25 protein-coding genes are annotated in these 24,180 nt (G+C 43.5%); 18 read left to right on the top strand and 7 right to left on the bottom strand.

Annotation, left to right across the window (positions count from 1 at the left end; translation table 11 throughout):
* Positions 1 to 95 precede the first annotated feature (95 nt).
* The 5 genes from H6F42_RS11955 to H6F42_RS11935 all read right to left on the bottom strand — a co-directional run bounded on the left by H6F42_RS11955 (position 96) and on the right by H6F42_RS11935 (position 5,261).
* Positions 96 to 1,991, bottom strand: coding sequence for a ribonuclease J (locus H6F42_RS11955; RefSeq protein WP_190399592.1), 1,896 nt, complete (start codon positions 1,989 to 1,991; stop codon positions 96 to 98).
* 238 nt (positions 1,992 to 2,229) lie between these two features.
* Positions 2,230 to 3,123, bottom strand: coding sequence for a 4-hydroxy-tetrahydrodipicolinate synthase (dapA, locus tag H6F42_RS11950; RefSeq protein ID WP_190399591.1), 894 nt, complete (start codon positions 3,121 to 3,123; stop codon positions 2,230 to 2,232).
* 75 nt (positions 3,124 to 3,198) lie between these two features.
* Positions 3,199 to 4,215, bottom strand: a complete 1,017-nt coding sequence (locus H6F42_RS11945) for an aspartate-semialdehyde dehydrogenase (RefSeq protein WP_190399590.1) — start codon at positions 4,213 to 4,215, stop codon at positions 3,199 to 3,201.
* 238 nt (positions 4,216 to 4,453) lie between these two features.
* Complete coding sequence (locus H6F42_RS11940; protein ID WP_190399589.1) at positions 4,454 to 4,726, bottom strand: DUF3143 domain-containing protein; 273 nt, start codon at positions 4,724 to 4,726, stop codon at positions 4,454 to 4,456.
* A gap of 34 nt (positions 4,727 to 4,760) precedes the next feature.
* Positions 4,761 to 5,261: a J domain-containing protein gene (locus tag H6F42_RS11935; RefSeq protein WP_190399588.1), complete on the bottom strand. Its 501-nt coding sequence runs from the start codon at positions 5,259 to 5,261 to the stop codon at positions 4,761 to 4,763.
* Positions 5,262 to 5,698: 437 nt separating this feature from the next.
* Here H6F42_RS11935 and H6F42_RS11930 point away from each other — a divergent pair, with 437 nt between their 5' ends.
* Both H6F42_RS11930 and H6F42_RS11925 read left to right on the top strand, forming a co-directional pair.
* Positions 5,699 to 6,607 carry a phosphatidate cytidylyltransferase gene (locus H6F42_RS11930; RefSeq protein WP_190399587.1) on the top strand — a complete coding sequence of 303 codons (909 nt, stop codon included), beginning with the start codon at positions 5,699 to 5,701 and terminating at the stop codon, positions 6,605 to 6,607.
* A gap of 71 nt (positions 6,608 to 6,678) precedes the next feature.
* Entirely contained in the window at positions 6,679 to 7,320 is a 642-nt protein-coding gene (locus H6F42_RS11925; protein WP_190399586.1) for a DUF2834 domain-containing protein, read from the top strand.
* Positions 7,321 to 7,433: 113 nt separating this feature from the next.
* Here the strand turns inward: H6F42_RS11925 and H6F42_RS11920 are convergent, their stop codons facing one another.
* Positions 7,434 to 8,288: a fructosamine kinase family protein gene (locus tag H6F42_RS11920; protein WP_190399585.1), complete on the bottom strand. Its 855-nt coding sequence runs from the start codon at positions 8,286 to 8,288 to the stop codon at positions 7,434 to 7,436.
* Between the two features lie 270 nt (positions 8,289 to 8,558).
* Here H6F42_RS11920 and H6F42_RS11915 point away from each other — a divergent pair, with 270 nt between their 5' ends.
* The 13 genes from H6F42_RS11915 to H6F42_RS11855 all read left to right on the top strand — a co-directional run bounded on the left by H6F42_RS11915 (position 8,559) and on the right by H6F42_RS11855 (position 20,297).
* Positions 8,559 to 8,861 carry a hypothetical protein gene (locus tag H6F42_RS11915; RefSeq protein ID WP_190399778.1) on the top strand — a complete coding sequence of 101 codons (303 nt, stop codon included), beginning with the start codon at positions 8,559 to 8,561 and terminating at the stop codon, positions 8,859 to 8,861.
* A 182-nt stretch (positions 8,862 to 9,043) separates the two neighbouring features.
* Complete coding sequence (locus H6F42_RS21905) at positions 9,044 to 9,391, top strand: lipopolysaccharide assembly protein LapA domain-containing protein (RefSeq protein ID WP_190399584.1); 348 nt, start codon at positions 9,044 to 9,046, stop codon at positions 9,389 to 9,391.
* Positions 9,392 to 9,453: 62 nt separating this feature from the next.
* The gene (locus H6F42_RS11905; RefSeq protein WP_242018417.1) at positions 9,454 to 10,350 is read left to right on the top strand and encodes a segregation/condensation protein A; all 897 of its coding nucleotides are present in this window, start codon (positions 9,454 to 9,456) and stop codon (positions 10,348 to 10,350) included.
* Positions 10,347 to 10,904 (top strand): PPC domain-containing protein, encoded by a 558-nt coding sequence (locus tag H6F42_RS11900; protein WP_190399583.1) that lies wholly within the window; start codon positions 10,347 to 10,349, stop codon positions 10,902 to 10,904. Before H6F42_RS11905 ends, H6F42_RS11900 begins: the two co-directional genes overlap by 4 nt.
* A gap of 166 nt (positions 10,905 to 11,070) precedes the next feature.
* Positions 11,071 to 11,775 (top strand): bifunctional sterol desaturase/short chain dehydrogenase, encoded by a 705-nt coding sequence (locus H6F42_RS11895; protein ID WP_190399582.1) that lies wholly within the window; start codon positions 11,071 to 11,073, stop codon positions 11,773 to 11,775.
* Positions 11,776 to 11,868: 93 nt separating this feature from the next.
* Positions 11,869 to 12,756: an inositol monophosphatase family protein gene (locus H6F42_RS11890; RefSeq protein ID WP_190399581.1), complete on the top strand. Its 888-nt coding sequence runs from the start codon at positions 11,869 to 11,871 to the stop codon at positions 12,754 to 12,756.
* Positions 12,757 to 12,851: 95 nt separating this feature from the next.
* The gene (gene purC / locus H6F42_RS11885; protein WP_190399580.1) at positions 12,852 to 13,571 is read left to right on the top strand and encodes a phosphoribosylaminoimidazolesuccinocarboxamide synthase; all 720 of its coding nucleotides are present in this window, start codon (positions 12,852 to 12,854) and stop codon (positions 13,569 to 13,571) included.
* Positions 13,572 to 13,777: 206 nt separating this feature from the next.
* Positions 13,778 to 15,772, top strand: a complete 1,995-nt coding sequence (locus H6F42_RS11880) for a BamA/TamA family outer membrane protein (RefSeq protein WP_190399579.1) — start codon at positions 13,778 to 13,780, stop codon at positions 15,770 to 15,772.
* A 2-nt stretch (positions 15,773 to 15,774) separates the two neighbouring features.
* Entirely contained in the window at positions 15,775 to 16,614 is an 840-nt protein-coding gene (gene lpxC / locus H6F42_RS11875) for a UDP-3-O-acyl-N-acetylglucosamine deacetylase (protein ID WP_190399578.1), read from the top strand.
* A gap of 54 nt (positions 16,615 to 16,668) precedes the next feature.
* Positions 16,669 to 17,187, top strand: a complete 519-nt coding sequence (gene fabZ / locus H6F42_RS11870; RefSeq protein ID WP_190399577.1) for a 3-hydroxyacyl-ACP dehydratase FabZ — start codon at positions 16,669 to 16,671, stop codon at positions 17,185 to 17,187.
* Between the two features lie 159 nt (positions 17,188 to 17,346).
* The gene (lpxA, locus tag H6F42_RS11865; RefSeq protein ID WP_190399576.1) at positions 17,347 to 18,165 is read left to right on the top strand and encodes an acyl-ACP--UDP-N-acetylglucosamine O-acyltransferase; all 819 of its coding nucleotides are present in this window, start codon (positions 17,347 to 17,349) and stop codon (positions 18,163 to 18,165) included.
* A gap of 325 nt (positions 18,166 to 18,490) precedes the next feature.
* Positions 18,491 to 18,820 carry a Mo-dependent nitrogenase C-terminal domain-containing protein gene (locus H6F42_RS11860; protein ID WP_190399575.1) on the top strand — a complete coding sequence of 110 codons (330 nt, stop codon included), beginning with the start codon at positions 18,491 to 18,493 and terminating at the stop codon, positions 18,818 to 18,820.
* A 217-nt stretch (positions 18,821 to 19,037) separates the two neighbouring features.
* On the top strand, positions 19,038 to 20,297 hold the full coding sequence (locus H6F42_RS11855) for a hypothetical protein (RefSeq protein ID WP_190399574.1): 1,260 nt from the start codon (positions 19,038 to 19,040) through the stop codon (positions 20,295 to 20,297).
* 61 nt (positions 20,298 to 20,358) lie between these two features.
* Here the strand turns inward: H6F42_RS11855 and H6F42_RS11850 are convergent, their stop codons facing one another.
* Positions 20,359 to 21,117, bottom strand: a complete 759-nt coding sequence (locus H6F42_RS11850) for a DUF305 domain-containing protein (RefSeq protein ID WP_190399573.1) — start codon at positions 21,115 to 21,117, stop codon at positions 20,359 to 20,361.
* Between the two features lie 121 nt (positions 21,118 to 21,238).
* Between H6F42_RS11850 and H6F42_RS11845 the strand changes: the two genes are divergently transcribed.
* The 3 genes from H6F42_RS11845 (at position 21,239) to H6F42_RS11835 (ending at position 24,162) form a co-directional block, all read left to right on the top strand.
* Entirely contained in the window at positions 21,239 to 21,901 is a 663-nt protein-coding gene (locus H6F42_RS11845; protein ID WP_190399572.1) for a YqiA/YcfP family alpha/beta fold hydrolase, read from the top strand.
* Between the two features lie 200 nt (positions 21,902 to 22,101).
* Entirely contained in the window at positions 22,102 to 22,860 is a 759-nt protein-coding gene (gene cysE / locus H6F42_RS11840; RefSeq protein ID WP_190399776.1) for a serine O-acetyltransferase, read from the top strand.
* A 174-nt stretch (positions 22,861 to 23,034) separates the two neighbouring features.
* The gene (locus H6F42_RS11835; RefSeq protein ID WP_190399571.1) at positions 23,035 to 24,162 is read left to right on the top strand and encodes an amino acid ABC transporter substrate-binding protein; all 1,128 of its coding nucleotides are present in this window, start codon (positions 23,035 to 23,037) and stop codon (positions 24,160 to 24,162) included.
* Positions 24,163 to 24,180 lie beyond the last annotated feature (18 nt).

The raw sequence follows: 24,180 nt of genomic DNA, 5'->3' as shown, positions 1-24,180 counted from the left end.
TTGCAATCAAAGATTAGTGGTGCGAAGCAAAGCGCCGCACCACTAATCTTTGATTGCAAAGGAGTAAGATCTAGATTTCTAAATCTTAAAACTATTTAAACTGTGGCAGCAGTGCGCTTGCGTCTACCTGTGCTGGCTGTCGCTGCACCCGTAGTTACCGAGGTAGTGGTAGCACTCGCTCCATTACTACTTGCCGCAGTATCGGTATTATTAATTACCTTGACAGCACCTGATTTGAGGGTAACACCGAGAGCATTAGGCTTAGCCACAGGTGCAGGAGCCGATTGGGTGGAATCTGGAGGAGTCTGCAATAGAAACACGATCATGGGTTTGCTTTGCATTTGTTGGCGCAGTACACGGGTGAGGTCTCGCTCTAGTTGACCACGCAGACCAATCCAATCAACTTCCAGAGAACCAACATTCCGTGCAAAATTGCCCCAGCAATTAGCTAGGGAATTATCAATCGCTCTAGCTACCGAAGCAATAATTTGAGAACGTTCCATTGGTAAGACCACACCACTGAGTTGGATATCAGGATTTGTAGATAGCTTACCGTCTAGCCCAACCGATACAGCGATCGTGAAGATACCATCGCCCGCAATTTGTTGGCGATCGCGCAATACATCACCCTTGACCATGCCATCACGAGAAGAATCAACCAACTCTACACCTGAAGGAACCTTATCTACAATCTTCATGTAGTCTTGGCAAACTTCAACTACATCACCGTTTTCCGCAATGACAATGTTTTCGCTAGGAATACCCATATTCTCAGCCATCTTCGCGTGCTGCTTCAGCATTCTCAACTCACCGTGAGCAGGGAAGAAGAACTTCGGACGAACCAGAGCCAACATCATCTTATGTTCCTCTTGAGAACCATGACCTGAAACGTGAATCCCCTTATCTTTGCCATAAATGACACTCGCGCCGAGAGCCATGAGTTTATCAATAGTCCGCACTACAGGAATTGTATTTCCGGGGATTGGATTAGCCGAGAAAATTACCGTATCACCTTGACGAATTTCTAATTGCTTATGACTACAATTGGACATACGGGTTAGCGCTGACATTGGTTCCCCTTGAGAGCCAGTGGTCAAAATGAGAATTTGGTCATCGCGGTAATGACGCAAGTTTTGGAGAGGTTGGAAGAGGTCATCACGGCACTTGATGTAACCCAAGTTACGCGCATGGGCGATTACGTTTAGCATCGATCGCCCGACTACGCCGACTACACGACCTTGCTTATCCGCAATATCCAAAATCATATTCACCCGATGGACTGAAGAAGCAAAGGTAGTGATAATGACCCGACCAGTAGCTGAACGGATGTAGCGTTCTAAATTTGGATAGACTGCTCTTTCCGAAGGTGTGATCCCGGGAAGTTCCGCATTCGTCGAGTCGCTAATTAAAGCCAATACTCCTTTTTCGCCATGCTCAGCCAAACGATGTAAATCAAAGAATTCTCCATCTACAGGAGTATGGTCAATTTTGAAATCGCCAGAATGGATGACTACGCCCGCAGGAGTGTTAATCGCGATCGAGAAACTATCGGCGATGGAGTGAGTATTGCGAATGAATTCTACAAAGAAATTAGTGCCGACACGCACTACATCACGGGGCATAACTCGACGAAGTTCGGTACGATTTAATACACCTGCCTCGCGAAGTTTATCTTCGAGCAATGCCATGGCTAGGCGAGGACCATAAATCACAGGAATTTCAAACTGTTTTAAATGGAAAGAAATCGCACCAATATGATCTTCGTGACCGTGGGTAACGATCATGCCTTTGATCTTATGCTTGTTTTCACGCAAATAGGTCATGTCAGGCAAGACCACGTTTACTCCGGGCATCATATTGTCAGGAAACGACAAACCGCCATCGAGCAGCATAATCTCGTCATTATATTCAAATACCCATGTGTTTTTCCCAATTTCATGGAGTCCGCCAAGGGCAATAATTTTAAGGGTAGGAGCGTTAGATGTAGTCATAATTATTTTTCAAGAAATAAGGTAAAAGGAAAAAAGAATAATCAAGAAAGAATCAATTAATCATTGGGACGATTAAGTTTGACTTGAATAATGGAAAACTTTAGGCTTGTAGATGTTTCTATAGGACGGATTAGAAAGGTGAAATCCCCCCTTAGGGCTACGTTTACCCTAAATAATGTCTCTATAGAAGTGTTTACAACTTAATTTGCAACTTAAGCGGCAAATTACATATTTGTTGTTACTCAATAATTCCCACTTCTTTTAGCACTGAGATTAGTTTGGCTTCAAGTTCTGCATCACCCGCAACCAAAGGCAATCGTACTAAACCTGTATCTAATCCCATAAGTTTCAAAGCTAACTTTAGAGGAATGGGATTGGTAGTTAAGAATAAAGCCTTGAACAATGGAAATAATTTGAGATGAATGGCGATCGCCTCTTGTACTTTGCCTGTAGCAAAGGCTTCCATCATGGCTTGTAATTGTTTGCCCACGAGGTGAGAAGCGACACTCACAACTCCCTTTGCACCCACTGCCATTAAAGGCAATGTTAGAGAGTCATCTCCTGAATAAATGGCAAATTCAGCAGGAGTGAGAGCGCGAATTTGACTCGCCTGATCGAGATCGCCTGTAGCCTCTTTAACACCAATAATACTGGGTATTTCCGCTAGTTTGGCTATAGTGGTTGGCTCTAGCTTACAGCCTGTACGGCTAGGTACATTATACAAAAGCATCGGAATGTCTGGAGACGCTTCAGCGATCGCTCGGAAATGAGCATACAAACCATCTTGAGGTGGCTTGTTATAGTAGGGAACTACTTGCAGTGTACCATCTAAGCCCAGATGTTCTGCTTTTTGAGTGGCAGCGATCGCTTCCGAAGTGGAATTCGATCCAGTACCTGCCATGATTTTTGCTTTACCAGCAACCACACTCTTCAGTGCTATAAACAACTGATATTCCTCATCCCAACTGAGGGTTGGAGATTCACCTGTCGTACCGCATACGACAATTGTATTTGTCCCCGTCTCAATTAGATGATTGGCAACCTGTTCGGCTTTTGCATAATCTACTTTCCCTTCTATATCAAAGGGAGTAATCATTGCTGTTAGTAAACGCCCGAAATCAATTTCACTCATAGATACTCTTAAGTAGAAGCTTGCTGACCAATAAGTAATGCAGCGTGCTGCTTATTGGATTAGGTAAAAAACTTATTAGATAAGGGACTTAGCAATAAGTAATTCGGCGATCTGGACAGCATTAAGAGCAGCGCCTTTACGAATTTGATCACCACATAGCCATAACTCCAGACAATTAGGATGGGAAATATCCTGACGAATTCTTCCGACTAACACATCATCTTTGCCGCTAGCATCAATGGGCATCGGAAAATAATTTTTGCTGAAGTCTTCGACTAGCTTTACCCCAGGGGCGGTTGCCAAAATCTCTCTCGCTTTATCGGGATTAAAGGGATGCTGAAACTCTAGGTTAATTGCTTCAGAATGCGCTCGCAATACGGGAACCCGTACACAGGTTGCAGTGACCCGAATATCAGGATCGCCAAAAATCTTGCGAGTTTCATTCACCATTTTCATCTCTTCTTCGCAATAGGCGTTATCCGTCATCGGCGAGTTATGAGGGAAAAGATTAAATGCAAGAGGATAGGGCAAAATCTCTGGTACAGCAGGTTCCCCATTGAGAATAGCTTGAGCTTGGATTTTAACCTCTTCCATTGCCATTGCGCCTGCGCCGCTAGCAGATTGGTAAGTAGAGGCAACAATACGCTTAATTGGTTGCACTAAATGCAGAGGATATACTGCAACATTTAATAAAATCGTCGTGCAGTTGGGATTAGCGATGATGCCCTTGTGGTGAGCCGCAGCTTCAGGATTGACTTCTGGCACAATTAGGGGAACATCGGGATGCATCCGAAAAGCACTGGAGTTATCGATAGATACTGCTCCCGCTTTGGCGGCGATCGGTAGCCATTTTTTGGAAATACTACCACCCGCAGAGGCAAGAACGATATCCACACTATCAAAGGATGATTCTGTAACAGCTTCAATAATTAGGGATTTACCTGCAAAGCTAATCGTCTTCCCAGCCGATCGCTCTGAGGCTAAAACCTTTAAACTCCCAACAGGAAAATTTCTTTCTTCCAGCAATGCTAGAAGTTCCGTACCAACCGCACCTGTTGCTCCGAGAATGGCAACGTTATATTTCCTACTCAATGAACCTCCATATTAAAAACATCAAATTAGGGTGGGAAACTTTTGTAAAACCATAGAATGACTTATGTGTAGCTTCGTCATCAATGGTGATAATTAAAAACAACTATTGATAAATTACCAAAGCTGATTAATCAAATTAATTTAGTAACTGGCTCTATTAACAACCAGTTGAAATCTTTACTTTTTCTAGTTCTAGCTACATACTAGCAAACTTTCGGAGTGTTGATAATTTTTTTGATTAGGGCCCAGTAAAAATTGCGTCCTCTACATCCTGACGACTCAAAGAATAAGGGAAAGCTCTTTGAATTTCTTTACTACCAAATCCGTCTCGGATGTAACGTACACGGATATCTTCAACATCCATGATGATTTCTGCTTGCCAAGAGGGACGCGTAACGCGCCAGACATTGGGGTTTGACTTGTCTTGAGAACATCCTTGATCATCTAACCATGCTTCTAGGGCTGGTAGGGGATGGTTGTAAAGGGGGGTGGTGGGTGAGGGAAGCGCCATAGGTGACGATTGTACGGAAATTTTATTACAATTATTACAAGTTAATGGCATTAATTACAATGCTGGATAAGGGCGCGATCGCTTCGGGAAAAAGGCGATCGCCACGCAACCATGCAACAATGATCGCGAGAGCTAAACAGGCTACTAGAGTAGCACCAATTAACAGGAGCGCAAATAGCTCTGCCCCAGATAATGGTCGTTCGGTGGGTAGCCCATCATCATCAACGGTTTGCAAATTTTTGGGTGCTCGGTTTTGTAATTCTACACTATTGTTATTGACATCACGGCTAGAACTTGAGTTGCTATATTGAAAGCGCGAAAATTGAATTCGGCGATCGTAGGCGCTACGACGCTCAGGATTGCTAAGGGTGGCGTAAGCCTCGTTGATTTGGCGAAAATTATCAACAGCTTCATCCTTCGGGAGTTGGGTTGTGTCAGGGTGGTAAAGCTTACTTAGATCGCGGTAGGCTCGACGAATATCAATTTCAGTAGCCCAAGGGGGCACGCCAAGAATTGCGTAATAGGTTTTAGTCATAAAGTTTTGACTTATAGCTATAGTCGATCAAGTCGATCAATGTTAATTCCTTGCCAGTGAATAATTATCAAGGTAGGACAAAGCCTTACTTCATTAATTATTCACTTTATAACGCATATTTGGTTAAATCAAGATCAAGCTGAGGCACGCATTGTCTCAACTTGATTGAATTCGCAAATTTGCATAACGATTTAGTTGCTTCAACTATTGATCGGAGTATTATGCATGGGAATGTTTATAAGTCTTTATAGACATTCCCATTAATTGATACCAAAACCCAAAATGGCTACGCTACCAAGAATGGCGGCAGCTATAAAACCCTAATTGGGTTTGATTTTTAATTCACAAAAGTATAACGACACTTGAGTGAATGCGTATGACATCAGATTAGTGATTATTATATTGAACCTGTCCACTTTTTGAGTTGTGCTATTTTCATGCCTTGGACTCGCATTATTAGTGCCTTGTTAGTCATTCCGCTGGCGTTGGCGGCGATCGCGCTAGGTGGTTGGGCGTTTACCGCAGCCTTTGCGCTGTTGGTGGTTTTTGGTGAGAGGGAATATTTTGCCCTTGTGCGTGCCAAGGAAATTGTCCCAGCCAGCAAAATCACAATTTTTGTGAGTCTAGCACTGCTAATTGTTTCGCAATTAAAGGTAGAGCTTGCGGATGCGGTAATTCCGATCGCGGGTACTTTTATTTGTTTTTATCTACTTTTTCAACGAAGGATTGCCACTATTTCCGATATTTCTGCATCTATTCTGGGCTTGTTTTATGGCGGTTATTTGCCGAGCTTCTGGGTAAGGATTCGCGGTATTGGCGATGGGGCATTGTTTGAAGTTAGCGATCGCCTACAACAGTTTGATTTTTTTAATCAGTTACGCAGTCTAGAACAGCTTAGTTGGTTGCGGATTACTTTTCCTGTTTCTAATGGCTGTATTTATGTGCTGATGGGCTTTTGCTGTATTTGGGCTTCAGATGTGGGAGCTTATATATTTGGCAAGGTGTTTGGACGTACTCGTTTATCAGATATCAGTCCTAAAAAAACCGTAGAAGGGGCGATCGCAGGATTAATTTGTTGCTGCGCGACTGCGGTAATTTGGGCTTTTAGCTTAGGTTGGCATGAGTGGTGGCTCTTGGGCGCAATTTTGGGCTTATTAATCGGGATTGCGGGGCTGTTAGGAGATCTGACAGAATCAATGATGAAAAGAGATGCTGGGGTTAAGGATTCAGGGCAGATCATGCCCGGACATGGCGGTATTTTAGATCGTGCCGATAGCTATGTATTTACGGCTCCCTTGGTTTATTACTTTGTGACCCTGATTTTGCCATTGGTGAATCGGGTGTAGATTTAAACTTATTGTAGAAAAGCGTCCCATCGGGACGCTTTTCTACAATAAGTTTAAACTAAGAAAAATTTATGTCTGAAAAATTGGGATTTTGGTTAGTTTGGATTTTATTCTCGGTCTATGCTTTTATTTTTGCGCCACCTGATCGACCTGAGACATTTACATTAATCCAAAAACTTATCGCTGGGGATTGGCAAAGTACTAATGCTTACATTGTGGCTTTGTTTAATTTGATGGGAGTTTTTCCTTTAGTTTTCGCTTGTATGCTGGCAACGGATGGACGTGGGCAAAAAGTACCCGCTTGGCTATTTGCGACCCTATCTTTTGCAGTCGGAGCCTTTGCCCTCTTGCCTTACTTTGGCTTACGCGAACCAAACCCCACTTTTACGGGTAAGAAGGGGTGGGGAACGAAGATTTTAGATTCAAGGTTAACGGCGATCGCGATTTCGGCGATCGCTTTGTACTTTTTGGTCTATGGATTTTATTCAGGAAATTGGGCAGATTTTATTCAGCAATGGCAAACTAGCCGATTTATCCATGTGATGAGCTTGGATTTTTGTATGCTTTCGTTACTATTTCCTTGGTTACTAAGCGATGACATGGAAAGACGGGGCATGACTGATGATCGCTTTTTTACATTTATTGCCCTCGTGCCTTTAGTGGGTGCTTTGATTTATTTATGTTTGCGATCGCCTGTAGTTGAGACTGAATAAAAAAGGGCGCATAGCGCCATTTTTTATTGGCAAATTGCTTAAATCATGCGACTTGCTTGGGAGCCATAGCCACCACCAATATTCAAATAAAAAAGGGCGCGAAGCGCCCTTTTTTATTTGAATATTGACTCAATCATGCGACTTGCTTGGGAGCCGTAGCCGCCACCAAAAAGATTGTAATGATTGAGGATGTGATAGAGGTTATACAAAGTTTTACGTTGTGCATAGCCAGCATCTAGAGGATAAGCCGCTTGGTAGGCGCGATAAAATTGGGCAGGAAAACCGCCGAATAATTCGGTCATCGCCAAATCCACTTCGCGATCGCCAAAATATAAGGCGGGATCAAAAATTACGGGTTCGCCATCCACAAAGGCAGCATTTCCGCCCCACAAGTCTCCATGCACCATCGAAGGTTGCGGTTGATAATTGTCAAAGAATCTTGGCAAAGTAGCATAGATTTTTTCCTCAGCGATCGGACAAGTCCAACCCTTACGCTTGGCTAAATGGATCTGAAAACCAAGGCGATATTCTCGCCAAAAGTCGATCCAATTATTTGTCCAATGGTTGATTTGAGGTGTTGCACCGATAGTATTGGCGCGATCCCAACCAAAGCGATCGCTTTTCACTTGATGCATTGCTGCCAAATGATGTCCCATTGCTTCCCAATCTTGTCGACCGCCCAACTCCAGACACTCCATCACTAAGTATGCACTATCGCCAGCGCTTCCCCAGCAGATGGGCTGTGGTACACGAATTTTTTGGGTGGCATAGATTTGTTTAAGGGCGATCGCTTCAGCTTCAAACATTTCCAAGCAATTAATATTATTGGTTTTGACAAAAAATTGACGCTGATCATCACAAACTTTGGTGGTCTGATTAATACAACCACCCGATTGTCCTTGGCGGCGATCAATGGTGAATTTTTCTCCTGTTGCTTGCGAAATGGCGATCGCGATTTCTTTCCACATATCTATCCTCTCAATAAAACGTAACCCTAAAATTTAAATACTCTTCGTATACTGTTGAGTTAAGACCATAAACCCAAATAGTTTTTTAAAAAGATAGCAAAGCAAGCCTTTTAAAAATCTATTTGTATATCTTTTAATTGTGATTTGATTGGACTTTTGATTTTAAAGAAACCTCATTTGTTTAATACGCAGATGTGGGTAAATCAAGAATAAAGTCCAAATTTAGATTTATTAATAAAGCTTTAAAAGTACTCTAACAGGTGAAATATGATGAATAACATTGGCAAATATCGCTTTGTTTGTACCCTCACCCTAAGCGACATCTTAGGACAGGTAATTGTCTGGTTAGGCGTAATTTTTGCTGCGCTTGCTTCGGCTTTGTCTTTAATGAGTAAACCCATCTATTCCTTTGGAGCCGTTGGCTTAATAGTGGTCACATCTTTGCCTTTCTTATTGTTTACCTTTGTCACCACTTTATTCAATCACATTGATATTGTGCCTTTAACCGAAGAAGAAATTAAGATTAATAATTCTAAAATATCTGGAGTTCGGAAAACTGCCGTAAAAGCTTAGTCAATCAAAAAATCCAAAAAAGATAAGTGGCGGCGCTTTGCGCCGCCACTTATCTTTTTTGGATTGTATTACAGATAAATTTTAAAAAAGCGTCAAGCTGGAGCTATTGATTTAGAGGTAGACATTAGGAGCATTGTTTGATAAACCATTAGCTAAGATTTTAGAAGAGAGGTTTACTCGCAGTGCGCCAGCTTAATTTCGTCTTTATTTTTATCATAGTTCTTGCCCTAGTCCTCTTTGCCTTAGAGAATACTTCCCCCGCATCTATCCAAATTATTCCTCAACTTAAAGTTGCTGCACCGATCTCTGTAGAACTGATTTTAGCAATGGGTTTAGGGGCGGTATTAGCTTGGTTTTTTAGCGTCTGGTCTGGTCTGCAAAAGACTATTGAATTACGCAATCAAAATATGAAGATTCAAAATCTGCAAGAAACAGTCCAGAATCTGAGTTCTGAAATTGAGGAGCGCAAACGTTTAGTTTCGGCATCGGCGATCGATGTTGAAATTGATGAAGATAAGTCTAAAAATTAAAAACCAGAGCCAATACCAGTGGCGTAGTCGTAGCGTGCGTCACTGGGTTCGGTGTTTTATATTTGAAAATTGAGATTACTGGCTATTTCACCGCAATCGGTGATATTTTTAAACATCCGCTTCCCGTAAGCTCCATGACCATATCGATCGCCGAATCAGTTACTAAAGATGCCATTGCCCTATTGATCGACCTTGCGGAAAGAGGTGAGATCGATCCTTGGGATGTTCAGGTGATTGATGTGGTAGATCGTTTTTTATCAAGATTAATCGTTAGCGATCGCCGTGATTTATATGATTCGGGGCAGGCGATGCTCTATGCCGCCATGTTGGTATTGCTTAAGGCTAACTCCTTATCTGATATCCAAGCTGCCTACGAGCAAGCTGAGGAAGTAACCGCAGAAGAGGATGAACTAGATGCGGAAATGCTTACCCATACCTTGAGACTACCGACAGACTTTGATAAAAGGTTACGCCGCCTTCCTGTGGCGCTACCGCCAAAAGCAAGGCGCATCACTCTCGAAGAATTAATTGCTCAGATAGAGGCAATCTCCGAAATAGTAGATCGCAAAATAAGTAAGCCCGCTAAGCGCCCGACTCAAACGAAGATGGCGCGTAAAGCTGCGATGAAAGCGATCGCCCAGCTTGCTCACAAAGAGAATCTATCGGAGATGGTGGAGGAAATTGAACGATATTTTTTGCTACATCCCGATGAGGAGATTGAAATAACTGCCTTGGCTGAAGTATTTAATGATCGGGTGGGCGTATTTTGGGGGTTACTGCTGATGTCTTCGCAATCCAAAGTAGAGCTATATCAGTCAGAATTTTATGGCAAGATCCAGATAGTGCCAACGGTTAAAGCTGCACCTAGCCCAGATATAGCCTTTGTTGTTGGTTCAAATGCTACGTTAGACTCAACTCAACTACAATTAAAATTCCCTGAATTAAAAGAAGTTTCGTGAATTATTTACCTTTGTTTCTCTCGTTAGGGTTCCGCAATTTAATCAAGACAGAGATTTTAAATGATGCGACTTTGCCACACCATTTAAAATCTCTGTCTTGGTTTACTTCGATGATTGCTAAATTGGGGGCGATCGCTATCTGCATAACTATGGGCTTAAATTCGGAAGGGGCGGAAGTCTTCGCCCAAAGTCGAGCCTCGGTTTATAAGCCCACGGCGATCGGGAGTGGGGTAGAGGTTAATGATATTCTCACGGACAAAGATATTCCCACGGGGCAAAAGGGTTTTGCTAGAGATTATTTGATTTCAGCCCAGAAAGACGAACGCCTAGAAATTACAGTTAATGCGGGAAGCTTTGATACAGTTTTAAGTTTGATTGATAGCAAGGGTGAAGTAATTTCTGAAAATGATGATGCAATTGGCGATACTACCAATTCATTGATCTTTTTTAAGGTGCGACAATCAGGCAGCTATATTGTGCGAGTTTCCTCTTTTGGTGGTAGTAGTGGCGGCAAATTTACCCTGAAAGTCACTAAACTTCGTCCCATTAACTAAAAAAAGGTGAGGGGCGCTTCACACCCCTCACCTTTTTTATTGGGTTTGATGCGTCCCATTAACAAAATAAAAGTGGGAGTGCCAAGCACTCCCACTTTTATTTTGAGTTTTATATTGGCGCAAAGCGCCGTAATTTTTGTAGTACCTTTAGATTATTGATAATCAGTTGGATACGGCATTGGCACTTAAGGATAAAACCATCGCAATTACAGGGGCTTCAGGCTCGATGGGTAGGGCTTTAGTTACAGAACTAAGTAAGCGTGGAGCCAAGCTAATCGCCTTAACTACTTCCCCCGATGCTAGTTTTGCGCTTAGTGATCAAAATATAGAAGTTCTCCCATGGCAACTGGGTAAAGAGGCTGATCTGCGCGATCGCTTACAAAATATTGATATTCTCATTCTCAATCATGGCGTGAATGTACTGGGATCTAGAGATTCCGCATCCATCTACAAATCCTACGAAGTCAATACCTTTTCTGTGTTTCGTTGGATAGATTTATTTCTAGAAACATTAACTGAGGCTAAAGATGTCGCTAGTAAAGAGATTTGGGTAAACACTTCCGAAGCAGAAGTTAATCCCGCCTTGAGTCCTTTATACGAACTTTCTAAAAGAGCGATCGGTGACTTAGTGACTTTACGTCGTCTTGATCATCTTTGTATAATTCGCAAACTTATTTTGGGCCCTTTTAAAAGCGAACTCAATCCATACGGGGTTATGTCGGCGAGTTTTGTGGCTTGGGCGATCGCCATATTAGCGGAAATCGGTTTTCGCGATATCATCGTGACGATCAATCCCATTACCTTCATTGCCTATCCCATCAAAGAATTAAGCCGATCGCTGTACTTCCGTATTTTTTCCCGTCCTACTTAAAACGTAGAAAAATTTGAAAAGTGTTGCGAAGCAACACTTTTCAAATTTTTTTCGTACCACTCTAAACCTTCACAGACTGTAATATCCATTCCCATGAATCCCTCACTCAGAAACGAAATTAGTCAATTCATTCGTGATATCGGTCAAAAAGCAATCCATTTAAGAACTTTAGGTTTTCAAATAGATGAAAAGGGCTTTGATGATTATGTAACTAACGTAGATCGTGAACTTGATCATCTCTTAAGCCAACGCTTTCAGGCTTGGTTTCCCAAAGATATTGTGATTAGTGAAGAGAATGCGCGATCGCCAGAACTGTGGCAGCAATCCGCCATAATCTCAAATAATCAGCCCCAAAAATTTTGGTTTATCGATCCCATTGATGGAACCGATGATTTTATTCATGGTCGCGAATTCTATTCGGTCATGGTAGGCGCGTTAGAGGATTCCCAACCTGTTCTGGGTTGGATTTATGCCCCTAAAATTGATCGTCTCTACTTTGGTGGTTCCGCAGTAAATGGATTGTTCTTTTCCACGAACGGTAATGTTCCTGAAATACTACATTCCTATGCACCCATATTCCCCCATAGCGATCGCGTAATCGTCAGCAAAAAAGATGATTTAGCCTATGGTAATGCTATTCGCGCCGCCGTTCCCAATGTGGAATTTTATAGCCTCGGTAGCTTCGGCTTAAAGGTAATGGAAGTTGTCCAAGGAAGGGCTAGCGCCTATATTTATCTCAATCGACGGGTCAAGCTCTGGGATACCGTAGGACCTCTAGCGATCGCTAAGGCGGCGGGCTTAGTATGTTGCGATCTTGAAGGTCGGGAAATTAGCTTTGGCTACGATGATATTAATTCCGAAACCCTCACCCATAACCAATTAATTGTCATCGGCTGGTCGAAATTTATCGAAACTTATCTCGATGCGATCGCTAAGGAGTTGCATAAAAGCTTTGCTGTAAAGGCAAGAACTGATTTTTGATGGCATGGCTTTGCCCCCCATCAAAATCAGTTCTTTATTAAATTGCGGAACTCTAAGCGATAAAATACGATTGCAACTAATATTTCAACATATCCATGAGTGGAACCAAGCTCTACGAAGGCAAAGCCAAAATTCTGTTTACTACAGATGATCCCAATATTTTGCTGTCTCGCTACAAGGATGACGCAACTGCCTTCAACGCTCTTAAAAAAGGGACGATCGCCAATAAAGGGGAAATGAACTGCGCGATCGCCTCCCATATCTTTCAATATTTAGAAAAACAAGGACTCGCTACCCACTTCATCCAGCAAGTTTCACCGAACGAGATGCAAGTTTCCGCAGTTCAAATTCTGCCCATTGAAGTGGTGGTACGCAATATAGCCGCAGGAAGTATTTGCAAAAGACTGGGCTTGCCCCAAGGTCAAGAGCTAAAACAGCCCCTTGTAGAATTTTTCTACAAAAATGATGACCTTGGCGATCCCTTAATTACCGATGCCCATGTGGCGATGCTGGAGCTTGCCACACCTGAGCAAGTAGTTCAACTAAAAAAACTTGCCTTAGATATTAATCACCACCTACAAGCATTTTTTGATCGCTGTAGCTTGATTTTGGTGGACTTTAAAGTGGAAATCGGCACGGATGCAAGTGGTCGCCTGTTACTCGCCGATGAAATTAGCCCTGATACTTGTCGTCTCTGGGATAAAGCGATCGCCGATCCCAGCGATCGGATTATGGACAAGGATCGTTTTCGCCAAGATCTTGGAAATATTGCTGAAGCCTATCAAGAAGTAATGAAGCGAGTTTTGGCTGTTTAACCACCAGAAATTTTTTGAGAGTATTGATTTGCAACACTCTCAAAAAATTTCTGAGTAATGAAAATTGTCATAGGATTGCCCATAGGATTGCTATATGGGGATCTTGAAAGTTATAGTAACTTATTACTAGTTCCAGAAACTTTTCGTTTACATTTGCTCGTCAATAGTTACCTGTTAAAAAAATCTGTAGGTGTTTGGAAGACTTTATGCGTATAAACTTGCTCGTATTCACAGCCCTTGCCGCATCCAGCACATTACTGTCTAATCCCCTGATGGCAAAGGCTGCTCCCGCACGGCAAGAGATTGCTCAAGCGCCCACCACTCAGCCCATTACCCCTTCTGCTCCCCCCACAGAGCCAACTCCCCCACCTCCGTCCAACACATTGCCAAATTTGGGGCTTCCTTCCTCCACACCCACGCCCCCACCTGCAAACGAGCTACAAGTACTAGTCGGTGAGGTTTCCATTAAAACCCCAGAGGGGCAACCTCCTTTACCGCCAGAACTTGAGCAAAAAATTTATGACGCAATCTCGACCAAACCCGGACGCACTGTAACGAGAACCCAACTCCAATCTGATATTAACGCTGTATTTGCGACTGGGTTCTTTTCTAATGTGCAAGCAGAGCCAGAAGATACGGATATTGGTGTACGGGTCACATTTTTTGTACTGCCCAACCCCGTTTTAAAAGCCGTCAACACTGAAGGCACACAGGTATTAGAAAAAGGTGTAGTCGATCGCATCTTCGGCTCACAAATTGGCAAAATCACCAACCTCAAGGATATCCAAGCAGGGGTCAAAGAACTCGAAAAGTACTACCAAGATAAAGGTTATGTATTAGCTCAGATCGTTGATATCAAAGCTACCCCCGAAGGCAATATCAACCTATTGGTATCTGAAGGAGTCATCGAAGGCATCAAAGTTGCCTTTATTAACGAAGATGGCAAAACCGTAGACAAAGAAGGTAAGCCAGTTACAGGCACTACCCGCGACTTCATCATTACTCGCGAACTCACCATTAAAGAAGGTGAAATCTTTAATAAAAATTCCGTGCAAAGTGATTTGCAAAAAGTCTTTGCTTTGGGCTTGTTTGAGGATTTAAACATTGGGCTTGCCCCGGGCAGTGATCCCCGCAAAGTAGTTGTGACCGTCAACGTGAAAGAGCGTAACACTGGCTCGATCGCCGCAGGTGCGGGACTTAGCTCCTCAACGGGACTCTTTGGAACAGTGAGCTTCCAACAACAAAACCTTGGTGGCAATAACCAAAAGCTAGGGCTAGATGTCCAAGTCGGTGAACGGGAACTACTATTTGACCTAAACTTCACCGATCCTTGGTTAGCGGGTGACCCCAATCGCACCTCCTTTACGGCAAACCTTTTCAACCGTCGCTTGTTTAGCTACGTTTTCGATAGTCCTGTGGGAATTGGCATAAACAATGACACCCCTCGGATTAATCGCTTGGGGACAGGCTTTAGCTTCTCCCGTCCTTTAGGAGTCGGGACAACCGCCTCACTGGGTCTACGCTATGAACGGGTAAGTATTACCGATAGTAATAATGCGATCGCTACCATTGACTCCAAGGGCAATCCTTTAACTTCTAGTGGCACTGGTCAGGACGATTTATTACTCCTCCAATTTGCCTACGCTAACGATCAACGCGATAACCCCATTAAGCCATCGACAGGTTCAGTATTTCGGATTGCCACTGAGCAATCGATCCCTGTGGGCTTAGGCTCTATTTTCCTTAACCGCGTTAGGGCTAGCTACAGCTATTTTATGCCTGTGAGCTTCTTGAACTTCTCAGAAGGTACACAGGCTCTAGCCTTTAATATTCAAGCAGGAACCGTGTTAGGAACTTTACCACCCTACGAAGCTTTCCAATTAGGTGGTAGCAACTCTGTCCGTGGTTGGGATGAAGGCAAGATTGGTAGTGGACGAAGTTTTGGGATCTTTTCCGCCGAATATCGCTTCCCCGTCTTTAATATCGTTGGCGGAGTCCTGTTCTTTGACTATGGTACTGATCTAGGCTCGGCTTCAGGTGTCCCCGGCAATCCCGCAGGCGCAAGAAATAAACCAGGCAGTGGTGCAGGTTACGGGCTAGGTGTGCGGGTGCAGTCGCCTTTGGGTTCAATCCGCGTGGACTATGGCTTAGCGTCTAATGGCGGCACACAGTTCAGCTTTGGTCTAGGAGAAAAATTCTAGTCATGCTCTATCAACAGACGATCGCGGCTCCCTTTGAGCTATCGGGTATAGGTCTGCATAGCGGTGAACAGGTAGATGTCAAAGTCAGCCCTGCACCAGTTAACTCTGGGCGTTATTTTGTCTATGGTGACGAAAAAATCCCTGCCAATACTCAGGTGGCGGCAGGTTCTCCCCTATCGACGGAGTTAAGACAAAACGGTAAGGCGGTGCGGACGGTGGAGCATTTACTCTCGGCTTTGTTTGGCATGGGTGTGCATAATGCCTGTATCGAGCTTAGTAGTGCGGAATTGCCAATTCTTGATGGTTCGGCTTTGCCTTGGGTAGAGGCGATCGCTAAGGTTGGCATCGAAACCCAGTTAGATGGCGATCGCTTGTTGCCTTTAGCAGAAGTGGTGACTGTCCGCAAAGGCGATAGTTTTGTAACCGCAATTCCTGCGGATACCCTGCGCTTTACCTATGGCATTGACTTTCCGACTAAGGCGATCGGTGAGCAGTGGTTTAGCTGGTCGCCCGCAGTCATGGACTTTAGTACAAGATTTGCCTCAGAAATTGCCCCTGCGCGGACTTTTACCCTAGCTGCCTATATTGAGCAAGCCCGTGCGGCGGGGCTAATCAAAGGTGGTAGCTTAGAAAATGCGATCGTTTGTGATGGCGATCGCTGGATGAATCCACCCCTACGTTTTGATAATGAACCCTGTCGTCATAAACTTTTAGATCTCATTGGTGACCTAAGCTTGCTAGGATTTTTACCTAAGGCACATATTCTTGCCTACAAAGCCAGCCATAACCTTCATGCTGAATTTGCTCTAGCTATTGCTAAACAGCAATTACTCGCAATTTAGAGACATCTCTGCGGTGCTTCTAGATCTTACATACCGCCAACTTAACACTTAAATATGTCCACCTTGACCGAAGAAACTACGATAAACACTAGTAATCTCAACTCTGAGCCTGCTGTCGCCACTGCTGAGAGTGAGGCTAGCAAAATTTTGATGATCGAAGATATTCAGAAATTGTTACCTCACCGTTATCCTTTTCTGTTAGTTGATCGCATTATTGACTTTGTGCCGAACAAATCGGCAACAGGCATTAAAAATGTCACTTTTAACGAACCTTTCTTTCAAGGACATTTCCCCAATCGTCCGATCATGCCGGGGGTACTAATTGTAGAAGCGATGGCTCAAGTTGGCGGCATTGTCCTCCGACATTTACCTGGCATGGAAGATCAACTATCGTTATTTGCAGGAATTGATAAAGTCCGTTTTCGTCGTCCTGTAGTTCCTGGCGATCGCTTAACCATTACCACCGAGTTGTTAGTTTCACGCAAACGCTTTGGTAAGATGCATGGACGGGCTGAGGTGGATGGTCAATTAGCCTGTGAAGGTGAATTGATGTTTTCTTTGGTTACTCTTTAGTATTTTCTATTTTTTTTAGGGTGAGTTCTCCTCTAAAAAACAGCCATCAAAAAATAGCCCCTATTTTTACGATATTTTCACTGTTCTACTTTTCTACTGGCGATCCAAGCGATCGCAAACCGAGCGATCTATCTTAGTATCAAGCGAGCCAAACTTTTTATGCCTGTGTCTCATGCGCCTGTGTCTGAATTTATTCACCCGACAGCCATAGTGCATCCTGATGCCCAACTACATCCGACCGTCAAAGTTGGAGCTTATGCTGTCATCGGTGAACAGGTGAAAATTGGCGCTCATACTGTCATTGGACATCATGCCATTGTCGAAGGGCGTACCGAAATCGGCGAACGCAACCAAATTTATGCGGGAGCAGCGATCGGTTTAGATTCTCAAGATTTGAAATATGTGGGAGCAGAGAGCCTTGTTCGCATTGGTAATGACAATCGCATTCGCGAGTATGTAACGATTAATCGCGCCAATGAAGCCGATGAAGTTACAGCGATTGGTCACGGCAATCTCCTGATGGCGTATGTCCATGTCGGGCATAACTGCGAAATCGAAGACCGCGTAATTATTGCCAATGGGGTCGCCCTAGCAGGACATGTTTACATTGAGTCCCTTGCGCGTATTAGTGGGGTTTTGGGTGTACATCAATTTGTGCGGATTGGTCGCCTTGCGATGGTGGGGGGGATGAGCCGCATCGAGCGCGATGTGCCTCCTTACACGTTAGTTGAGGGCAATCCCTCCCGTGTGCGTACCCTCAATCGAGTGGGTATGGATCGCGCAGGAATAGACGCGGAAACCCAACAGCTACTCAAGGGCGCTTTTCGATTGCTTTATCACCAAGATCTTACTTTAGTCGAAGCTCTTGAGAAGCTAGAAACTTTTTCTGATGATAATCATGTGCAGCATTTGCGCCAATTCCTCCAAGATTCGATTACCAGCGCTCATCGAAGGGGACCAATTCCTAGCCGACTTTAAACTTACGGCTATGCCGTGAAATAAAGAACCATATTTTTGATGACGCGGCTCCGCCGCGTCATCAAAAATATGGTTCTTTATTTTGTTAAATCTTCATAACGTTGTATCTCTTTTTTCAGGTTTTGGCGATCGCTTATACATACAAATGGGTACGATCTATTCTATGAAGGTTATAGAAAAAGCACTATTGTTCTGTGTCTGTGTAATTTCATACATAAGGATGAATAATAGGTGCAGCGATTTCTATTTAAGGCATTTATGTTAAGATTAATAAAGTAAATGCTTTAAACGTACATTCTCTGAATCAAAAGAGCGTTTGGTGAACATGTCAAGTACTAACAGCACTGGATTCGGTGGGGAAAAACCTTATTTCGGCAGTCCTCAATCTAAACCAAGTCTCGATCTATTAAAGCCACTGCGTAACAAACTCGACAACTTTGTAATTCGGAAATCTCAGACCGCCCATCTCATTGCAAAACTGATTCCTGCTCAATGTCCCTTCGAGCGCACCATTAAATTATTTGGTCATGCGATCATCCATATTCCACCCCTTTGTAAACTTAATCCTCTATACGATGAATTTGTCGGTCTACGGTTCCGCGCTTTGTGCTTTCTAGTAGACACTTGCGGCGAAGATATTACTTCCTATTGCTAATATCTCCCCCAAATAAAGGTTGCACACTTTTGTAGTTTAGAAACCATATATCAAATGAAGAAGTGGCTATGCCACTTCTTCATTTGATATAAATTATTGAAAAGCAAAGCCGCATTCAGTAATTTTTTGGGTTTAAAATAAGAAAAATAAGAGATGCAAGCTCAGCTTGCATCTCTTATTTTTTAACCCTGTCATGTGATGAAATGTGAAAGTGGATATGCAAAAAAAATTGCAGTGGGTATGGCGATCGCTGATCGCTTTTTTTATTGCTGGTTTGATTATGGTAACGACGATCTCTTTACAGCCGAGTAATGCGGCGATCGCGCCCTTACCAGATCCCTATCTCACCTCTGGGCGGCTAGCGGAAGGAGAAAAAGTCCTCAGTGAATATTTACAAACTACACCCAAGGATGACAAAACGCGCTTTGGGTTAGGGGTAATTCAGTTTATGAGAGGCACAGAAAGATTAATTCAATCTCTCTATCGCTATGGAATGGTTCAGAATTCTTTTGCGGACAACTTACCATTTTTGCGCTTACCAGTTCCCCTAAATCCCAAACCCCAAGTTTTAACCTATGACGGACTGCAACAGGTTTTCCAGACTTGGCTTGATGATTTGACGACAGTACGCAATACACTCGCTCCGATTCAGGATGAAAAGGTCAAGCTTTCCCTAAGACTAGGCTTAATCCGCTTGGACTTTGATGGTGATGGAAAAACAGACGACGATGAAATGCTCTGGCAAGTCTTTAATGCCACCACCCGCTCAACGGTTACCGCAGCCCAAGCCCAAGAATTTCTGATTGCCTTCGATCGCGGAGATGCTCTTTGGTTACAGGGCTATACCCATGTACTAGGAGGCATCACCGAATTTCTGCGGGCCTATGATAGTCGCGAACTTTTTGCTGCCTGCGCCCATCTATTTTTCCAAAATGTCGATACTCCACACAAAGCATGGCTAACATCTCGTACAAATAATTCTGGCTTTCCAGATTTCTTTGATTTTGTGGCAGCCGTTCATCTTGCTAAATTTCCTCTTGCGGAGCCACAACGGATGACGACAATTCTCAATCACATGAAGTCCGTAATCCAACTTAGCCGTGAATCGTGGAAGTCAATTTTGGCAGAAACTGATAACGATCGCGAATGGCTTCCCAATCCTAAACAGGTATTTGTCGTGAATAACTTTCGGATTAGGCAAGAAATTGTGGATACTTGGCTAAGTACTCTGGATGAAATGGATATGATTCTAAGTGGGAAGAAGAATGTTCCTTTCTGGCGAGATCCCAGATTTGGCATGGATTTTCCGCGCATTTTTATGGAGCCACGCAATTTTGATTTCATATCTTGGGTTCAAGGTACGGCGGCTACCCCTTATTTAGAGAAAGGAGTGGCTATGACTGATATGCGAATCTGGAATAGACTACTGGACACTTTGGGCAGTAATCTATTTGGCTTTGTCATTTGGTTTAATTGAACTTCAGTTTTGCTCGCTAATCAAAAAGCATAAAATGGCGCAGCCATTTTATGCTTTTTGATTACTTAGAATACCAAGCCTTACGCCATTGTTTCATTTGTTCAATTTCAGCTTGCTGGGAAGAAATAATCTCTTTTGATAATTTAGTGATTTCCGATCGCTTAGATTTTTCTAGAGCATCCTTTGCCATAACCACGGCTCCCTCATGGTGGGGAATCATCGCCTCAATAAAGCGAAGCTCAAAATCGGCATCTGCTGCACCCAAATCCACTTCCATTCGCATTGCCGACATTTGTTCAGGAAGCATTTCCATCATGTGATTCATTTCCTTATGCCAAGCCATCGGTTTATCGCTAGCTTTGGGATACCAATCCTTGCGCCATTGTTTCATTTGGGCGATTTCTTGCTTTTGAGCCTGAATAATTTCCTGAGCCATTTTTTTTAGCTCAGGACGTTGGGACTTCTCTAATACCGCCTTTGCCATGATGACCGCGCCTTCATGGTGGGGAATCATGGCATCGACAAACCGTAAATCGTAATTCTCATCCGCAATCCCTAAACTCATTTCACTGTGATTCATTCCATGATTCATGCCATGTTGAGCAGGCTTTGCCTTGTCAGTCATAGCTGGAGTCATTGACTGATTTGGTTGAGTTTTTGTTTGGATTTGGGCTTTTGCTTCTTCGTTTGTGGGACTAGTGGCTGTATTGACACCACTACAAGCAGTGCTAAGTACACCGATCGCGATCGCCACCATTAGCGATCGGCGCAAAGCTTTACGAGAATATAAGTAAGGATGGAAAGAATTAAGGATTTTCATAAATAGCCTGAGGTGTTTTGGTATCATTCGGATTTTGGATGTGTTGCGGACTATAGCCATGCATAACTTAAAGCAAGAAAATGAAGTCAAGATGAATTTAGCTAAAAAGTAAAAATATTCGATGAAATATCTCTATTTGCATGGCTTTGCCTCTAGCCCTAATTCCTATAAAGCTAATTACATGAAGGAAAAGTTTCAGGAAGTGGGGCTAACATTGCATGTACCCGATCTTAATCTTACTGATTTCTCACAGGTGACTCTTTCCGAGCAACTTGATTATCTGGAGCGCAATTATCTAACTAACTCTTTAGATAATTTTTTAGGTAATGACGAACCAATTGCGGTAATTGGTTCTAGTCTGGGAGGTTTTTTGGCTGTGCAGTTAGCGATGCGTAGCCAATCAGTCCAGAAATTAGTTCTTTTTGCCCCAGCCTTTGGGTTTGGCGATCGCATATCTCAAACATTAGGGGTGGAAAATATCGCCAAATGGCAACAGGATGGTACTCGCGAGTTTTTTCACTATGGCTTAAAGCGTAACGTAAATTTACATTATCGTTTTCTGGCTGATGCTCAAACCTACGCAGGCTCAGAACTTAAGCGATCGCTACCAATCTTGATCTTTCACGGGCTTCACGATGAAGTTGTGCCTTGTCGCCTCAGTGAAGAATTTGTGGAAGGGCGATCGCAAGTTACTTTAAAATTATTAGATGACGATCATGCCCTAGGCAAAGACTTAGAGAGCATGTGGCATGAAATCAAGCAATTTTTGCCTATTAAAGGATAATCTTTAAATATTCTTGCTAGTGAATAATTAATACTGCGAAATCTAGTCAGGCAACATTAATTATTCCTTCACCAAGGAATATATTTTTGATATTTACAAATAGTCATTCCAAAGGGTAGTTTCTTCTGATACAAAATATCAGATAGGATCTCAGATAAGCAGTTGAATTTAATATAAAGGTTTAAAAACCGTTGAAAAATATCATCAAAACACTGCGAGCCGATTTCGCAATCATTTTTGATCGCGACCCTGCTGCGCGTAATTGGCTGGAAGTGCTGTTATGCTATCCAGGACTTCATGCCATTTGGCTGTATCGCTTCGCCCATTGGCTACATTCCCTCAAGTTACCTGTAATTCCTCGCATGATTTCTCAGTTTGCGAGATTTTTAACGGGCATTGAAATCCATCCAGGCGCAAAAATTGGTAAAGGCTCATTCATCGATCACGGCATGGGCGTTGTGATTGGCGAGACGGCAATTATTGGTGAATATGTCTTGATCTACCAAGGTGTCACCATTGGCGGTACTGGCAAAGAGTCTGGCAAGCGTCACCCCACTCTTGGCGATAACGTGGTTATTGGGGCAGGCGCAAAGGTTTTAGGAAACATTGAAATCGGCAGCAATTCAAGGATTGGCGCTGGTTCGGTTGTTTTGAAGTGCGTTCCTCCTGACTGTACTGTTGTGGGTATTCCCGGACGAATTGTGCATCGACATGGGACAAAGGTTTCAGCCCTCGATCATTGTCAAGTCCCTGATCCTGAAGGCGATGTCATTCGATCGCTAATAGGTCGAGTCGAGCAGTTGGAAAGAAGTGCAGAAACGCATACTTTGCATCCGATTCACAGCTATCTCATTGATTCAGAATTGTTGAAAAATGTGCGCCCTCGCCATCTCACACCGACTGACTATTTTGAACGTCCCGAAGAATACGAAGGCTTTTCGGAAGGCGGCGGCATCTAAATAAAAAGGCTCGCAAAGCGAGCCTTTTTATTTAGATGCCCAGAATTAGTGGTGCGACGCTTCGCGCCGCACCACTAATTCTGGGATTGGAAAGGAGTAACACTTTTGGGTTTTGGTATAACAAGACTGGCGGCAGCTATATAATGCACTCAAAATGGCATTCAAAAAATATTCATGCATCATCAGCTTCGATCGCGTCGCAAAGGATTTGCGAATTTTCGGCACAGACTGTTTGGGCAATTGCGTAGCGGTTGGCTAAAGGCGATCGCCTTGCTATTAGTCGGTTTATGTTTGTTTGCCCTAGCCGCCTGTGAACCAATTCCAGAGCCAAATCAAGTTGCCGTCGGTACTGCCAATCGCCTCAAAACAGTAATTAGTCGAGGCAAATTGATCTGTGGTGTCAGTGGCGAATTACCGGGGTTTAGCTTTGTCAATAAAGACGGTAAATATTCGGGGCTAGATGTGGATATTTGTCGGGCGATCGCAGCCGCCCTCTTTGACGATCCCAATGCTGTCCAATTTCGCAATCTCAACGCTAAGGAACGCTTCACCGCTTTGCAGTCAGGGGAAATCGACATTCTTAGCCGCAATACCACATGGACGATTAGCCGTGATACGTCTTCCCGCCTTGCTTTTATGCCTGTGGTGTTTTATGACGGACAGGGCGTAATGGTTCGTAAAGATAGCAATATTAAGGTGATCAATGATCTCAAGGATGCGGATATTTGCGCCCAAACAGGTACAACCACCGAGCAGAACCTCGCCGATCAAATGCGTAAGCGAAATCTTGCCTACAAACCCGTCGTTTACGAAGATGTCAATGCCACTTTCGCTGCCTATCAGTCAGGGCGCTGCGCTGCAATTACTGCCGATCGCTCAGCGCTAGTGGTTCGTCGTACTCGTCTCGCTGATCCCGAAAATCACGTCGTCATTGATGGGGTCTTATCGAAGGAGCCATTAGCCCCTGCGGTAAGTGATGGCGACTCCAAGTGGGCGGATATTGTGAAATGGATCATTTTTACTGCGATCGAGGCTGAAGATCTGGATATTTCATCGACTAACCTTGCCACTCAGCTTCAAAGTAAAAATGCGGATATTCGTCGCTTTTTAGGCGTTGATGGTAGCCTCGGCAAGGATATGGGAGTTAGTAATGATTTTACGGCGAGAGTAATTAAGCATGTGGGTAACTATGCCGAAATTTACGATCGCAATCTGGGTAAAGATAGTTCCTTTAAGCTTGCCAGAGGACAAAATGAACTTTGGAAAAATGGCGGCTTAATGTATGCCCCACCTTTCCGATAAACCCCAAAAAAGAGCGCT

This window comes from Pseudanabaena sp. FACHB-1998, assembly GCF_014696355.1.
Lineage (GTDB): Bacteria > Cyanobacteriota > Cyanobacteriia > Pseudanabaenales > Pseudanabaenaceae > Pseudanabaena.
This window is presented reverse-complemented; position numbering and strand designations above follow the sequence as displayed.